Origin of the sequence: Geomicrobium sp. JSM 1781026, from assembly GCF_041949955.1 — a bacterium.
GTDB lineage: Bacteria > Bacillota > Bacilli > Bacillales > Marinococcaceae > Geomicrobium_A.
The window spans coordinates 194600-209955 of record NZ_JBHFQF010000003.1; the positions used below are offsets into that span (position 1 = coordinate 194600).

A 15356-nucleotide genomic window follows, 5' to 3' on the forward strand; every position below is an offset into this window, starting at 1 on the left:
AAACTGAATTATGAATAAACCCTGCACATCTGTGTAATAATATGGGTACCTTTGAATCAATTACATTCGAAAATGTTTTTGATTACGGTGGTGAGGGTAACGCTTAGTAAAACGTTTACAGAACGGGTGGTGTACCGATGGATCTGTTACTTGTGTCGCTAATTTTTATTGCGTATATGTGCATGATCTTTCCAATGACCCATATGCTTATTTCGAGAAACACTGATCCGCATGTTTATTATGTGTTACTTCCTACGCTCGTTGGTTTGCCGGTATTCTTTATGAGCCAACCTTTCGTACATGAAGCGTCGACACCTATCGTCTTTGCCGCATCAATGTTGCCATTTACAGCGATTGCTTCATCAGCAATGATCGGTATTTATTATTTGAAACTTCGGAGAGCTGCATAGCCCTCTTTTTTTTATGCATAATAAAGACATAAGGAGTTGAACTTATGTCTAAAAATAATAAAGAACAAAAGCACGACCATCAGTTCAGAGAAACGAAAAACCACGGGGAGCATCGTAACGGAAGACTAAGCCAGTTTAAAAATCATACGTCCGGTGATGGGGAAGAGCATAACGAATATTTAAGCAAAGAAGACGGCGAATAGAGGCAAGCCGATAGAACAAGAGACCCGTACTCTTGTTCTTTTTTGATGAGATGACCTACAATAGGTTTAGCGTTGCCGATTATCAAAGTCATCATTCACGACGTAGAATTGGTAAGCATTTAAACACGAATGCTTGATTTATGATATAGCACAAAATGAAGGCACCTTTTTGTCGCACCTAGAGGAGTGATTATGGTGGTAGCTGGGATCTACTTCGGATCTGCCATAAATGGAGCTCTCTCGAGACAAATTTCCACCATTAGGCCTAAACCGGTTTCATAACCTACTTTCTTTATTTTTTCGATCTTGATATGATCAAACTATCAACCTATTATGAGCTAAACGACGCAGTCTTTTTAATAGCCGTATTGGAATTCTTTTATTAATTATTTATCGATAAGGAGAAAGCTATGACTAAACACCAATCTCTTCTCGACACTTCCAACAAACTTTTTGCGATTCTTACAAAAGAGTTATATGTCAACACTGTATATATTGCTCGACGAGACGAGAAGGTGATGACTGTCATTAATGCCCGCAATGAAGACCGGACCATTGTGACACCATCCATGCAGGTGAGTTACGATGATTCCAATTGCCGATATGTACACGAGAGCTCGTCAGGCACACAATCATTTAAAAATCTGATGACCGATCCTGAAACGAAAAATCGTCCCATCACCGAACAGCTACAAGTGAAAACATTTTTGGGCGTCACGATCCAACGCATGAACGGGGTGCCGTTTGGAACGCTTTGCATTATGGATCCTGAAGAGAAGACGTTTACTGATGATCAGGTCGCCTTCGTCGAATCGTTTGCTTACGTATTGTCTTACATGATAGAACTTGATGAGACAATCCACGACTTAGAGCTCATTAGCGTTCCCATTATGCCACTCACACCGGAGTTAGCCATTCTTGCTCTCCAAGGAAACATTAATGATCGACGTGCGAACAAGATTATGGAAGATACGCTACACTATGCATCTGAAAAGCGGATTCACCATTTCGTCATTGACCTCTCAGAAATGCTTCACACGGAGCAAAGTTCAGTAGACTTGTTGAAACGGCTCGTATCAGCGTTGCGGTTAATGGGCGTCCGGGTCATTTTGTCTGGCATTCCTGTGTCTCTAGCCAAAGACAGCACGACGATTGAACTTTTAAACAAACTTGATGTTGACTATGTGAGTCGACTAGAGAGTGCCCTTCCTCGCTTAGGTTTCGAGATTACGAAAGTTGGCCCACAATCGTAAGCATGAGTCGCTGAAAAAAGGTCTCTCTTTACTTTCTCGGATTTAGAATTGCCATCTTACTTTAGTAAGAACGGGCCCTCCCTGAAAGCCTTGATGTAAAATCCCGCTCATCTGCTTCCATATTCTCTGGTTTGGAAGCAGACACTCATAGATTGGAACCAGAACTACACCGACTGCTCATTTTTAGTAGATCTGATTCCAATCGACTGTCTTTGGAAACAGATCATTCATTTAATGGCTCTACAATATTACAGCGCCTCATTATATATCCATTCACTCGTATTTAAATTTCTCCAAGTATAATGTAGAATATACTTCGGCCATATTGATCCCCCTGTTCATAATTTTCTTGGCGAAAACCGTGTAACAAGGGATCAATATCGCCCTTTTCCTTTTTCAGATGCCTCATTAAACTAAGAAGAAGTTACCCCAACCCCCCCTCTTTTATTCGAACTATTCCTTCAATTATAGTAGACTAGTATAAAAAGAAAGGTGGATTCCCTTATGACTACTCTCCAGTCGTTGTACCCGACCATTGTCGATTGGCGCAGACACTTACATATGCACCCTGAACTTAGTTTTGAGGAAGTGAATACACCCGCATGGATTGCTGACAAATTAGAAGAGCTCGGCTTAGAAGTAACCCGAAACGTCGGTGGCCGCGGCGTCGTTGCCAAGCTCTACGGCGCATCTGCCGGTCCGACACTCGCACTTCGTGCAGACTTTGATGCATTGCCCATTGACGAAGAGAACGCCACAACGTATCGCTCCAAAACCCCTGGGGTGATGCATGCGTGCGGGCATGATGGTCATACCGCCGCACTGCTTGGCGTAGCGACAGTGCTTGCTGACCAAAAAGAAGAACTATCCGGCACACTCGTGTTCATTTTCCAACATGCCGAAGAATTACCTCCTGGCGGTGCTATTGAAATGATTCAAGACGGATGTCTCGAAGACGTAGATGTTATATATGGCGCCCACATCGCATCTGAAATGCCACTTGGCACCGTTAATGTACGCTCGGGACCAGTGATGGCTGCGGTGGACCGTTTCAAGATTCATCTCCAAGGTCGAGGCGGGCACGGCGCGAAGCCACAGACAACTGTCGATTCCATCGTTGCAGGCTCCAAACTTGTAACCGACCTGCAACAAATTGTCGCAAGACGCGTGGACCCAATGGATAACGCGGTCGTCACTGTCGGTGTATTCCAAGCAGGAAAAGCCTTTAACGTAATAGCTGACTCCGCTGTCATTGAAGGGACAGTCCGTACATTCAAACCAGAAACACGAACTGCGATCGAAGAAGAAATTCGCGCAATCATTCAAGGCACAGAGGCGAGTACACACGTTTCTTGCACGGTTGATTACATTAACGGCTACCCGACTCTCGTTAACCATGAGTCAGAAACAGCCCTCGTCGGAAGCATCGCAAAAGAGTTGTTCGGTGAAACGTCTGTCATTAGCGGGCCCCCAATTCTCGGTGGCGAAGACTTCGCCTATTATCTAGAGCACAAACCTGGAAACTTCTTCCACGTCGGTAGTCGCACGGACGAAGAATACACACAGTATCCACATCACCACCCCCGATTCGATTTTGATGAACGCGTATTAGAGAGCATTGGTGAGATGTTCTTGCAACTTGTCAGTCACTATTTGCGGAAATAAATCCGCAACACCGCGTATACTAAAGGTGGCGATTCTTTCAATAAAATTGCCACCTTTTCTCTCGATTTCTACTTACATATTTCCACATGGTGACCGCTAGTTACCCAAGTAAAATTTCCGTAACGATAATTGGCATAAAGATAGAAGGAATCGTTGAATTCGCAGTATTGCTATATACACAATATGGGGAGACGTCGGCATGAAATGTTCAGACGACCGTTCGGTCTATCTCCGGTGCCGATGGTTGCTAGCTCTTTCTGGCGCGATCTATATAAGTTGAAGGAAAGAAGTTCTTCAAGAACCAATGGGAAGCTTCATAAAGTGGCAACTGTGCTCTAGTTGGGGAAATCCGTAGGAAAAGCGATATATTCTCATAAACTATGGAACAGATCCCCGGATCATGTGTACACCCGCCGACCCAAAGTACCCAGCATCCTGTCGGCGCGAGCCGCGCCGAACCGCGTACGGTTTCGCTGGGGCCGATGTGTCGTTGGCACTTCAGCCTGGAATCTGCGCTCCGGTTGTAACAAACTGCGCAGGAGCTTAGCGGCAGGAACGCCCAAGATTGTTAAACTAGGCAAACTTGCGCGTAGAAAGTGTAAACTAGCGCGCAAAATGACATCCAGCACCGCGCTACCCCTTGCACCCAACAGTACAAATCAAGAAAATATTAAGTTGATCCTATATAGATCGTTTCGGGGGTTATATAGATCAATAACCTCCTAATTATTCCCAAATACTATAGAGCCAGACGTTTATGTGAGCAAAATCTCACTTCTCCCCATACTTGGATGTCGGAAGTTTCCGCTAGCATAGCTCTCTCAGCTCAATGCAATAGCGAACGTACCGGGTTGTGTAATTTTGATTTCTTGGATATAGAGATTATCATCATTCGAACGAAGAACACAGCATATTAGCTAGAAAGAAAAAAGACCCACTCTGTTTCAGAATGGGCCTTTATCATCTACTTTTCTTGTTCTAAACGCTCTCTCACCAAGGCAGCTAGTGGGTGTTCACCGTCTAAGCCTGATACTTGAAGAAAAGCCTCATACGCACCGTATTGTTGCACGAGCTGCTCGAGTTCTTCACTTTCCGCATCGCCCTCAGCTCTGAAGAAAAGTGCCTGACAAATCGAGGCAATTAATTGATGTGGCACTTCGCCTTTCTCAGCTAATACACGGGCAGGTTTTACAAGTCGATCATCGCTACCTAATTTACGGATCGGCCCTCTGCCGACACGAGCTACTGTGTCTTCCAAAAATGGATTTTTGAATCTTTCAATGATCCGCTCGACGTACTGCATATGGGCTTCTTTCTCGAACCCATAGTCTTTAACGAGAACTTGGGCGGTCTCATGCAAAGCTGCTCGCACGTTCGCTTCAATCGCTTCGACTTGAAGCGCATCGAGAATCCGTTCTTTGCCAGCGTGAAATCCTGCATACGCGGCAACCGCATGCCCCGTATTAACGGTGAAAAGTTTTCGGTCAATGTATGAGTCGAGATCTGGGACGAGTATTGCTTCACCGAGTTCAACGTCATCTCCAACGAGCGCGCGGTCTTCAACGACCCATTCAAAAAACGGTTCAACCGTGACAGCCAGCGCATCTTTTTGTTGTACATTAGGAACAATCCGGTCAACGGCAGCATCTAGAAATCCGACAGTGCCTTCAAGTGTACGCCGCTCCCCTTCGGACAAATACTCAACCACATGCCCTTTTAACGTCGATGTCGCGCGGATCGCATTTTCACAGGCGATGATGTTCACTGGCGTGTGTCCGTCTCTTTGACCAAGCCCTTTAGCAATTAAAGGCGCGATGTGAGGGAGAATGTTTGGCCCAACAGCTGTCGTAATGATTTGTGCATTAGCGATCGCTCGAATCACTTGCTCTTGCTCATCACGGCTATTCAGCCCTGTTACACCTTGAACGTCAAAAGATTCATCAACGGCAGATGCAATTCGGACGGTGTACCTGCCCCGCTCTTTTAAAGCAGAGATCACTTCATCATTCACATCAACAAACGTCACCTGATATCCTGCATCACTGAGTACGGCTCCGATAAACCCTCTTCCTATATTCCCTGCACCAAAATGAACGGCTTGCATTTACTCATTCACCTGCGAAAAGAACTCGAGTACATCTTCGGCTGTTTCGGATTGCAACAATCGATGTACATTCTCTTCTTCAGAACATGCAATGGCAATCTTAGAGAGAATATCCAAATGTTCTCCGTCCTTACCGGCAATGCCAATCACGAGTTGCGCGGTGTTACCGTCCCAATCAATTGGGTCATTCAAGAGCAATACGGAAAGCCCAGACTGTTGGACTTCATCGCGAGAATCTTCCGTGCCGTGAGGAATGGCAAGCAAATTCCCCATATACGTTGATGTAATCTCCTCACGGGCATGCATCTTCTCAATATAACTTTCGGTTACATAACCTTCACGTACAAGAACGTCTCCTGCTCCAGTGATCGCTTCTTCGCGTGTTGCAGCTGTTGCGTTTAGTTGAATGTTTTCTTTTTTTAAGATCATGGTGATTCGTCTCCTTTTGCAATGGCGTCGGCTAAATACTCTCGACATGCCTCTTCTAGCCATTTTTTTAATTCGAATTGTGAGCCGATTCTTAGGTGTTCGGTTTGTTCTGGTGAGTCGATGAACAGTGTACTCAAGAAACTCATAAACCGAAGGTCGGACTGTGACATGTGTAACGGGGCGGCCATGATGTACACACGGTTGACCCGCTCTTCTTCCTCCCCCATCGATCGTAGCGACGCCTCCCGTTCCAAGTCAAACGCTTGAAGGAAGGGACGAAGCACCGTCTCGTCTCTTGCATGGTAGAGAGCAAGGCCCGTGCCAGGGATCGCCAATCCGCCTTTCGACTCTCGAGCATTGAGCGCTTCCACCCAACGTACGGCATTAGCGATACTTCCTTCATGCTCCAATTGTTCCGCGCTTTGCCGAAGCCCCGTCTCTACGTCTATTGCCTGAAAAATTGTAAACGACCCGGTCACATGAAACATCGCTGTCGCCAAATCTGCATACCGGGCGAATGGAACATTCCCCTTTGGTTGCGGTTTGCGCACATCACGACCGACCGTTAACAACGTATCGTCAATGTAGTGACGAATGGTTTGCACTTCATTTTCTGTAAGCACAGGACTTACATGAAACACTTGCTCATTATTCATTTCCATATTGACAGTGGAAATGATCAAGTCATACACCTTTCCCGTCCCTTCGTTCAAATCAAACATCGAAGCATTTTCGATCTTTGTGATTTCCGGGAACTCCTGTTGCAAACGGCTAGCGAGCATCTTCGCCGACCCGATGCCACTCGGACATATGACGAGCGCTGACAACTCTTGCCACCGTTTTCTACGCTCTAATACCGAGCCAAAATGCAACACAAGAAACCCAATTTCCTCATCTGGAATGCGAAGAGGGGCAAATACACGGTTCGCTTCCTGATCAACAGCCTGAAATAAATCGGTATAATCCCCTCGAAGTCGTTCGAGCAACGGATTCGTAATCTTCATATGTTGGCGGATCCGATACAGTGCAGGCTTCAAGTGCGCCAACAAATCTTGCAGGAGGACATGTTCATGGAACTGCACGCCAAGCGCATCTTCCACTCCGGAGATGAGCCGTTTAATCCGGGAAATAAGCTCACCGTTCGACTCCTCAAACGGTTGATCCGGCATGCCCCCTACCCTTGCTCCTCGTAAATGCATGACGAGGTAGCCAAACTCTTCTCGAGGAAGGGATATATCAAACTCATCTTGGAGAGCTAAACCGAGCTCATATGCATGGACGTACTCGTCGGTTTGCTCGAGCGCTTCCAATTGGTCGGTATCCATTTGAATCGCTTCTCCCATGCCGAGCCGTTCGATTGCAAGCGTCGTATGGACGACGAGGGCAATGAGTGACTGGTCAACCATATGCGGGAAGTGCTCAGCTTTGACACTTCTTACCGCCCCTAGCACTCGCTTTACCCGGCCTATATCGACCACATGAAGCAGTCGTTCCGTCACCTTTTCTTCCATCTGTTCATCGTGAACCGCCGCAAACAACGTCTCTTCCGTCAAGCGGCTCGATAAAATGCCACTCAGTGCCCGCCGCTTGTTCGTTTCCGACCCTTCCACCTCAATGCCATATCCACGGCGACGAATGAGCGACAATCCGTACCCGTTCAACCATTCCGCAGTTTTATCCAAGTCACTGCTCACCGTCGACGCCGTCACCCCAAGATGGTGCGATAGCGTGAACAACTTCACCGGTTCCCCGGCGGCAAGCAACTGAACGAGCAACACCCCTTGCCGCTCTTGTGACGTAAATTCTGCCGAAGACACCGACTCAAGGTAAGTGCGTAAAGCTTCCAAATCTCCTTGTAAGAAAACCGTGCGGTTCCGATTGCGAATCAACGTCAAGCCAAAAGGTTGGACGGTCCGCTCCAACGCCTTCAAATCCCTCTGAATCGTTCGAAGGCTAACCGAGGCATCTTCAGCCAATCGTGACAAACCGACCGGTTCTCCTGCAGTCACAAGTGTCGTGAGCAGAATACGTTCTCGTGCCGTCATGTGCATGAAGATCACCTCCGAATACTAGGATTGGTTTTTCAAACGCTCCACAAGGTCATTGTATTTTGGGCTATTTAAGAAATTATCAACGGAAATGTGCTCAGCGTCCGGCTGCTTCTCTTTCGCCCGAGCAGTCAAATCTTTATGCGTGATCACAAGGTCTACATCATCAGGAATTGCACTCACCGCCGTATTCGAGACGTCAACGCCTTCAATTCCTGCCTTTTTGAACTTGTCTTTGAGCATTGATGCACCCATCGCACTCGAGCCCATCCCCGCGTCACAAGCAAAAATAACTTTTTCGATCTTTGCGGTAACGTGTTGTTCGTCATTAGTTTTACCCGTTTGCAAGCCATCAATAACTTCTTGATAACGTGGGCTGTTCATAAAGTTATCGACCGATACGTGAATCGCATCTGGATGTTGCTCCTTCGCACGAGTCGTTAAATCTTTGTGCGTGATCACAAGATCTGCTTCGGTCGGAATGTTGCTAATCGACGTATTCGTCACATCCACCCCTTCGATGCCTGCCTTTTTCACACGATCTTTCATGACCGATGCACCCATTGCACTCGACCCCATACCTGCGTCGCAAGCAAAGATAATCGTTGAAACATCCGCATAACTTTTGCTCGTTCCATCAGACGATGCCTTCGCATTTCCCTTCATCGCAGCCATTTTTTCTTTCGCCTCGTCAAGGTTCTCTTCTTCACCTTTTCGGTCGAACTTAAGAATCGGTGCAGCAATCGCGAATGTGACACCGGCGGCGACGAGTACAGCAAGCAATGCGCCTAATGTGCTGCCACTTGCAGCAAACCCGAGGATCATAAAGATGCTTCCCGGTGCGGGTACACCTGTAAGCCCGACTTCAAGCAACTGGACAATAAACACACCGCTCATCCCCCCTGCAATGAGGGCAATGATGAGTTGTGGCTTCATCAACACGTACGGGAAGTAAATTTCGTGAATCCCCCCGAAGAAGTGAATAATCCCTGCACCGTAAGAAGATGCCCGGGCCGCGCCTTTACCGAAGATCATGAACGCAAGGAGAATTCCAATACCTGGACCTGGGTTCGCTTCGAGCATGAGGAGCATCGATTCGCCGAACTCTGAAATTTGACTAGAAGCGATCGGCGTAATGATGCCGTGGTTAATCGCGTTATTCAAAAAGAGGATTTTAGCAGGCTCGATGAAGACGGAGACGAGCGGCAACGCTCCAATTCCAATCATCGCATCAACACCGGCACCAAGCGCTGCGGTAAACCCTACGACGAGAGGGCTAATCGCTAGAGAACCAAGAATCGCAAAGACAGCGCCGATAATTCCGGCAGAGAAGTTATTAATGAGCATCTCAAAACCTGACGGGATTTTTCCATCCATCCATTGGTCAAATTTCTTAATCGCATAACCACCGAGAGGTCCCATAATCATTGCACCGATAAACATCGGGATGTCTGCAGCGACAATGACACCCATCGCTGCGGTGGCGCCAACGACACCTCCACGAAAATCATGTAACATCCGACCACCGGCAAATGCGATGAGCAGTGGCAATAAGTAGATGACCATCGGGTCAACGAAAGCTTCCAAAAACAGGTGAACATCCGATGTTTCGGGTAAGCTCATCGCGATGGCGGTAATAATCCCCCACGCAATGAATGCGCCGATGTTCGGCATGATCATGCTGCTTAGGTTACTACCAAATCGCTGAATTCGCGCGCGTACACTCTTCTTTTCAGCCATATAAAATACCCCCTTAATCTTTTTTGTTATGTATAGTGTAAGACGCCAAAACCGTTGCTACAACAAAAGGAAAACGCAATTCTGTCGTTTCTGTCGCGACAAAATTGAAGATCGGCGTTGACAAATACCTCGGCGTGCTATATGGTTAGTTACATAACCAACTAACCATTTAACCATAAAGGTGGTGAACTTCATTTGCGCCCAACATTGGATGACAAACGTCCGATTTTCCAACAGATCCGAGAAATGATTGAAGATGAAATCGTTGATGGCCGCTTGCTAGAAGAATCGCAAGCCCCTTCTACAAATCAATTGGTTGCCTACTACAAAATTAACCCGGCTACGGTTCTAAAAGGATTAAACGAGCTTGTAGACGCGAGAATCTTATACAAAAAGCGAGGGGTCGGTATGTTCGTTGCAAAAGGAGCAAAAGCAACACTGCTCAATGAACGAAAACAAGTATTTCAAGAAGACTACGTGGCACGCATGCTACAGGAAGCCAACCGCCTTGGCCTTTCTGTTGATGACGTGCAGCAGATGATCGACAGCATGAAAAAGAGAGGAGACGCAAAATGACCATTCAAGTAAAAGCCGAAGCCATTTCGCTTCGAAAGAAAAATAAGCAGATTGTGCAAAATATTAACTTTACGTTAGAAGGTAATAAGATCGTCGGCTTGCTTGGTCGAAACGGCGCAGGAAAAACGAGCCTTTTATCCATTCTTGCCGCTTTCCGCCCAGCAACAAACGGTCAGTTTCTTTTAAATGGGGAAGATGTGTTTGAAAACCCGAAAGCAATGGAACAAATCATTTTCGTCCGCGAGCGGAATGTCGAGTATGAAACCGAGAAAGTGAGCCGCTGGATTGATACCGCTCAACAGTTGCGCCCGAACTTTGACCGGGCGTACGCCGATGAACTCGCGAAGCGGTTCAAGCTGCCCCAAGATTCAAAGGTCTCTAAGTTGTCTCGGGGTATGCAATCCGCCCTGCACGTCATTATCGGCCTGGCGAGCCGCGCACCTGTGACGCTCTTCGATGAAGCCTATTTAGGGATGGACGCACCAGCCAGAGAGATCTTCTACGAAGAAGTGCTCCGAGACTTCGTTGAGCACCCGCGCCTCATCATCTTAAGCACCCACCTGATTTCTGAAATGGATGGGTTGTTTGAAGAAGTGGCCATCATTCATGAAGGCGAACTGCTCCTCCACGAAGGAAAGGAAGAAGTATTGGAGCGTGGCTACCGATTAACAGGTGATGCCGAGGTGGTGGATCAATTGGCTGAAAACAAACGCGTCCTCAAAACCGAATCACTCGGTGGCACGAAAAGTGTGATGGTTTATGGGGAGCTCGTGGAAAAGGATGAGCGGTTAGCGCGCTCGCACGGCCTGGAGATCGGCACGTTATCGTTGCAGGAACTGTTTATTCATTTAACGGAGGTGGACCATCATGAGTAATCATAGCAAGCTCGGTCTCGTATACCGAAACAGTCTTCGTGATTATGTGACGTGGAGTGCGTGGTTTGTCGGGATATTGATGTTCTTGTTCATCATTTCTAACACGTTCATGATTGCATTAAACGACGAAATGACGTGGACGTTTCTGGAAGGTGGATTATCGTCGGCGACAATTTTCATGCTCGTTCTCGGTACTCTTTCCATGGGCGGCTACGTCACTCAATACGTCTCCAACGGCATTACCCGTCGTGACTACTTCTATGGCAAGGTATTCACTGGAATGAGTGTAGCGGTTTTGATGACAGCCGTCGTTTTGTTATTCTCCCTCTTGTCTAATGGCTTCATTTCTTGGTTCAATCTCGAGGAAAACTTATCCGTACGTATCATTGACGGAGGGGTGGCTGCGGACTACGGAAACTTGGCGTGGCTCCGCCTGCTTCTCTTGCTCAACCTGTTCTTCTTCCTCGGCTGGTTCATTAGCGCTGGCTTTTATCGACATTGGCTGTTTGGTTCAATTAACATCATCATTGCTGTTTACATTGGAATTGTCGGAGATCATCTGATGAGTACCCTACTGGCCACAGCGATCTATTGCATCATTGCTATAGCTATCGTCATCTTTATCCTTAAAAAGATGACAATGCGGATAGAAGTGAAACCATAGAGGCCGCTTGCATGTTACACTAGTGGACGGAAATCATTCGTACAGATAGGTGAAGAACATGCTAGCACTACTCTTATTAATCGTGATTGTCTGTCAATTGGCAGTTGTAATCGGACAAAACAACAAGCTCATCGCACAGAACACTCACATTATGCAAAAACAAAATACGGACATTATCGATCAAAACGTAGAAATCCTCTCTCGACTCGATTCAGAGAAGCGCGACTAAACCCCCTGCCGTCATGCGGCAGGGGGTTTAGCTTCGGCCCATACGGGGTCCAATCTGTCCCCGAGTTAAGGTGTAACTGTTACCTATTTCGCTAAAATACCGTTTAAATTCTCGTTTTCACTGAAACTAGGGTACAGATTCATTCAACTTGAGAACAGATTACTCTCTCGCACAAAACCGAAAATAAACCGATCGATGTTTAGTTAGGGCGCTGGAAAAAGAATTTTCAGAGGACTCTCCGGAACAAAACAGAGTACCCCCGGAATTTTGTTCCGGCTAGAGGGGCTCTCCGGAACGAAAAGGAGAGCCGACGTTATTATGTTCCGGAGGGCGCTGGAAAAATAGTGAATCACTCATAAACTTACTCGTTAACACAATCCATCTGTTGAAATCCGTGTGGGGATTTCAACAGATGGAGCGTTGCAATCGTAAATTATCCCCACATAGAACCGTGATATGTGGGGATATAGCCTTTCTATGTGGGGATTCACGCTAAAAAGGGTTCCTCTATTTAAGAAAATCCCATCAAAGACAGAGTCTACGTGGGATTTTCTATTGATAACAAACGACACACCGTTATGCGTTCTTCAATTTCTATTTTTCAGCGCCTCCCCATTACTCAGGACTGGGCACTGACCAGGGCGCAGGGTGAAAATTCTACCATAGGCTAAGCAACGGTGCGATTTTAGCTGAATGTGCTCCCAAATTGAAGAAAATTCTACCATAGCCGGGTAATATTCATAGGAGTATCTAAGTAAAAGCTTCTCTCCGCCTACACCACTCGTTAACACGAATCATCTGATCCAACCCATTTAACGTTTACAATTCCCCTTTTTCAATGGCCTCATGTTTAATCGGTCGGGTGTTCCATCGCCCTCACTAAATGATAGAGCATGTCATTTACCGGCGTAGCAACGTTGTATTTCTTGCCGAGCTCGGCGGCACGCTTTCCGAAGTACTCATTTTCGGTCGTGCGCCCGGCTTCGATGTCTTGGAGCATAGATGTCTTCCCGTCGGCGCCGACTTGCGTCCACACATCCGTGAAGAACGTATCAATTTCTTCCACCGCTAGGGGAATGCCCGCTGCTTGCGCGACGAGGACGATTTCTCGCATGGCGCTTTTTGTGACGTGCAACAAGTCCATCGAATCACGAAGTGCCCCGTGCGATGCTCCCATAATCGCCGTGACCGGGTTCACTCCCGCATTTACCATAAACTTATGCCACAACTGATATTCCATATTTTCAGGGACAGCATGCGGGATGTTTGACTCGGAAAAGACGTGTGCCAGTCGCTCGACACGGGTGCTCAGTGCACGATTATCACGCTCACCGAAATAAAGGATGCCCGGATGGGTGTACGATATTTTGTTCTCCTTTTTCAACGCATCGATTCCGTTGGCGAGACCGTACAACACGCGGGACTCTTCGTATTGGGCGGCAATGACCGCTTCGCTATCAATGCCATTGAGTAGCGATAATAACGCGGTGTCCTCACCTACAAGTGGCTCAACAAACGTCACTGCTGCCTGCATTTGCGGGTTCTTCACTGTGAATATAATTACATCGATAGGCACGTCCACCTCTTTTGGTGTCGCAAACGTGAGCGGCACGCGCTCGCCGTTTACATAGATGCCTTCTTCTTCTGCTCGGGTTTTGCGCACAGCATCCATCACGCAATACAACTGAACATCGGGATTGTCGTGCAAAAGACGTGCATACACGGCGCCAACGGCACCAACCCCGACGAGTGCAATATTCATCATGCAGTCCCCCCTTTTCTTTCTTTGATTTTAAACAAGCCGAGCGTAAGCACGAGACCTACAGCAGCAAACAGAAACGATGCGAAAAACGCCGACTGCACACCTTCTAAAAACGTTAACGGGTTCTCGCCACCGGCTTCTGGTGCGGCTCTCGTAATGAACGAAATGATAAACACGAGCCCAATCGAACCGCCGAATTGCCGGGCAGTGTTCGTGATCGCCGTCCCGTGAGAGATGAGTTCATTCGGCAACGCGTTGAGGGCCGCGGTCGTGAGCGGCATGTTAATCATCGCAATGCCTGCCATAAAGAACATGAAAAGCACGGCGGTGATTGGGATTCCCGTGTCGGTTGACAACACGACGTAATACGTGAGCGTCGTTGAGCTGAGCAAAATAAAGCCGATGAGCGCGAGCCATAAACCGCCGTACCGATCAAACCATTTGCCGGCCACGAGGCTCATCACCGCGAGCGTCATCGCCCCTGGAAAGATAATGAGGCCAGAGTCAAACGCCGAGTACAACTGTACATTTTGCACAAACATCGGCAAAATCGTCTCGACGGCAATAAGCAAACTAAATGACAGGGCCGTAATGACGATGACAAGTGCAAACAACGGACGTTTGAACGTGCGCAACTCCAACATCGGCTTTTCCAAACGTAACTGTCTGAAAATAAAGAGGAGAAGTGCGACACTACCGATGCCGATCATGAGCATGGCGGTCGTACTTGACCCTGTACTGTTAAACCCGTACAAAATCCCGCCAAACGCGACGCTGGAAAGGAGCACGGATAGCACATCGATTTTCGCTGGGCGCTGTTCGGTAACGTTCTCCATGTATCGATAGATGAAACCCATTAATAATAAGACCGCCGGAAGCGTCACGTAAAACACCGCGCGCCAACTAAAGCTGTCGACTAAGAGACCGGAGATGACCGGACCGATCGCAGGCGCCACGTTGATGACAAGACCTACAAGACCCATCGCAAACCCCCGTTGTTCTCGGGGATACACGAGCAATAGCACGGTTTGCATAAGCGGCATCATCATGCCTGAACCGGCGCCTTGAAGAATCCTTCCGACGAGAAGCGTACCAAAGTTTGGCGCGAGCGCGGCAACAAGTGTGCCGATGAAAAAACTAAAGACCGCTGCCAGAAGCAGCGCTCGTGAAGTGAAACGGTCAATGAGGTACGCGGTAATTGGCACGAGGATCGCAATGGCGAGCATAAACACGGTCGTTAGCCATTGCACTTCTGTTGCGTTAATCTCAAAGTCACTCATGATTTGCGGAAAAGCGGTGATGAGTAAAAATTGATTAAGTACGGAAATAAATGATGCGGATAGTAAGATGCCGACGAGCAATCGTCGTTTTCCTTTTGTGTACGTCGTCATCGGCACC

Annotated in this window: 14 protein-coding genes; 8 read left to right on the forward strand and 6 right to left on the reverse strand. The window is 47.4% G+C overall.

Features of this window, described 5'->3' with window-relative positions:
- Positions 1-137 precede the first annotated feature (137 nt).
- From ACE1TF_RS06240 to ACE1TF_RS06255, 4 genes are all read left to right on the forward strand, one after another.
- On the forward strand, positions 138-410 hold the full coding sequence (locus ACE1TF_RS06240) for a hypothetical protein (protein ID WP_375015233.1): 273 nt from the start codon (positions 138-140) through the stop codon (positions 408-410).
- 44 nt (positions 411-454) lie between these two features.
- Entirely contained in the window at positions 455-613 is a 159-nt protein-coding gene (locus ACE1TF_RS06245) for a hypothetical protein (RefSeq protein WP_193744632.1), read from the forward strand.
- Between the two features lie 410 nt (positions 614-1023).
- Positions 1024-1866 carry an STAS domain-containing protein gene (locus tag ACE1TF_RS06250; RefSeq protein ID WP_375015235.1) on the forward strand — a complete coding sequence of 281 codons (843 nt, stop codon included), beginning with the start codon at positions 1024-1026 and terminating at the stop codon, positions 1864-1866.
- 504 nt (positions 1867-2370) lie between these two features.
- The gene (locus ACE1TF_RS06255; protein ID WP_375015237.1) at positions 2371-3531 is read left to right on the forward strand and encodes a M20 metallopeptidase family protein; all 1161 of its coding nucleotides are present in this window, start codon (positions 2371-2373) and stop codon (positions 3529-3531) included.
- Positions 3532-4495: 964 nt separating this feature from the next.
- Here ACE1TF_RS06255 and ACE1TF_RS06260 read toward each other — a convergent pair.
- Genes ACE1TF_RS06260 through ACE1TF_RS06275 form a run of 4 tightly spaced genes read right to left on the reverse strand, consistent with a single transcriptional unit; the run spans position 4496 to position 9852 of the window.
- Complete coding sequence (locus tag ACE1TF_RS06260; protein ID WP_375015239.1) at positions 4496-5635, reverse strand: mannitol-1-phosphate 5-dehydrogenase; 1140 nt, start codon at positions 5633-5635, stop codon at positions 4496-4498.
- Positions 5636-6064: a PTS mannitol transporter subunit IIA gene (locus ACE1TF_RS06265; protein ID WP_042397249.1), complete on the reverse strand. Its 429-nt coding sequence runs from the start codon at positions 6062-6064 to the stop codon at positions 5636-5638.
- A complete protein-coding gene (locus tag ACE1TF_RS06270) occupies positions 6061-8115 on the reverse strand; it encodes a BglG family transcription antiterminator (protein WP_375015242.1) in 2055 nt (684 codons plus the stop codon). The genes ACE1TF_RS06265 and ACE1TF_RS06270 overlap by 4 nt, the downstream gene beginning before the upstream one ends.
- A gap of 18 nt (positions 8116-8133) precedes the next feature.
- Positions 8134-9852: a PTS mannitol transporter subunit IIBC gene (locus tag ACE1TF_RS06275; RefSeq protein WP_375015244.1), complete on the reverse strand. Its 1719-nt coding sequence runs from the start codon at positions 9850-9852 to the stop codon at positions 8134-8136.
- Between the two features lie 195 nt (positions 9853-10047).
- On the opposite strand from ACE1TF_RS06275, the gene ACE1TF_RS06280 reads away from it, so the two are divergent.
- Genes ACE1TF_RS06280 through ACE1TF_RS06295 form a run of 4 tightly spaced genes read left to right on the forward strand, consistent with a single transcriptional unit; the run spans position 10048 to position 12196 of the window.
- Positions 10048-10428 carry a GntR family transcriptional regulator gene (locus ACE1TF_RS06280; protein ID WP_375015246.1) on the forward strand — a complete coding sequence of 127 codons (381 nt, stop codon included), beginning with the start codon at positions 10048-10050 and terminating at the stop codon, positions 10426-10428.
- Positions 10425-11303: an ATP-binding cassette domain-containing protein gene (locus ACE1TF_RS06285; RefSeq protein WP_375015248.1), complete on the forward strand. Its 879-nt coding sequence runs from the start codon at positions 10425-10427 to the stop codon at positions 11301-11303. Before ACE1TF_RS06280 ends, ACE1TF_RS06285 begins: the two co-directional genes overlap by 4 nt.
- Positions 11296-11967, forward strand: a complete 672-nt coding sequence (locus ACE1TF_RS06290; RefSeq protein ID WP_375015250.1) for a hypothetical protein — start codon at positions 11296-11298, stop codon at positions 11965-11967. The genes ACE1TF_RS06285 and ACE1TF_RS06290 overlap by 8 nt, the downstream gene beginning before the upstream one ends.
- Before the next feature lie 58 nt (positions 11968-12025).
- Positions 12026-12196, forward strand: a complete 171-nt coding sequence (locus ACE1TF_RS06295; RefSeq protein ID WP_375015252.1) for a hypothetical protein — start codon at positions 12026-12028, stop codon at positions 12194-12196.
- 850 nt (positions 12197-13046) lie between these two features.
- Here the strand turns inward: ACE1TF_RS06295 and ACE1TF_RS06300 are convergent.
- Together ACE1TF_RS06300 and ACE1TF_RS06305 are read right to left on the reverse strand one after the other, a co-directional pair.
- Complete coding sequence (locus tag ACE1TF_RS06300; protein WP_375015254.1) at positions 13047-13961, reverse strand: ketopantoate reductase family protein; 915 nt, start codon at positions 13959-13961, stop codon at positions 13047-13049.
- Positions 13958-15349, reverse strand: a complete 1392-nt coding sequence (locus ACE1TF_RS06305) for an MDR family MFS transporter (RefSeq protein ID WP_375015256.1) — start codon at positions 15347-15349, stop codon at positions 13958-13960. The genes ACE1TF_RS06300 and ACE1TF_RS06305 overlap by 4 nt, the downstream gene beginning before the upstream one ends.
- Positions 15350-15356 lie beyond the last annotated feature (7 nt).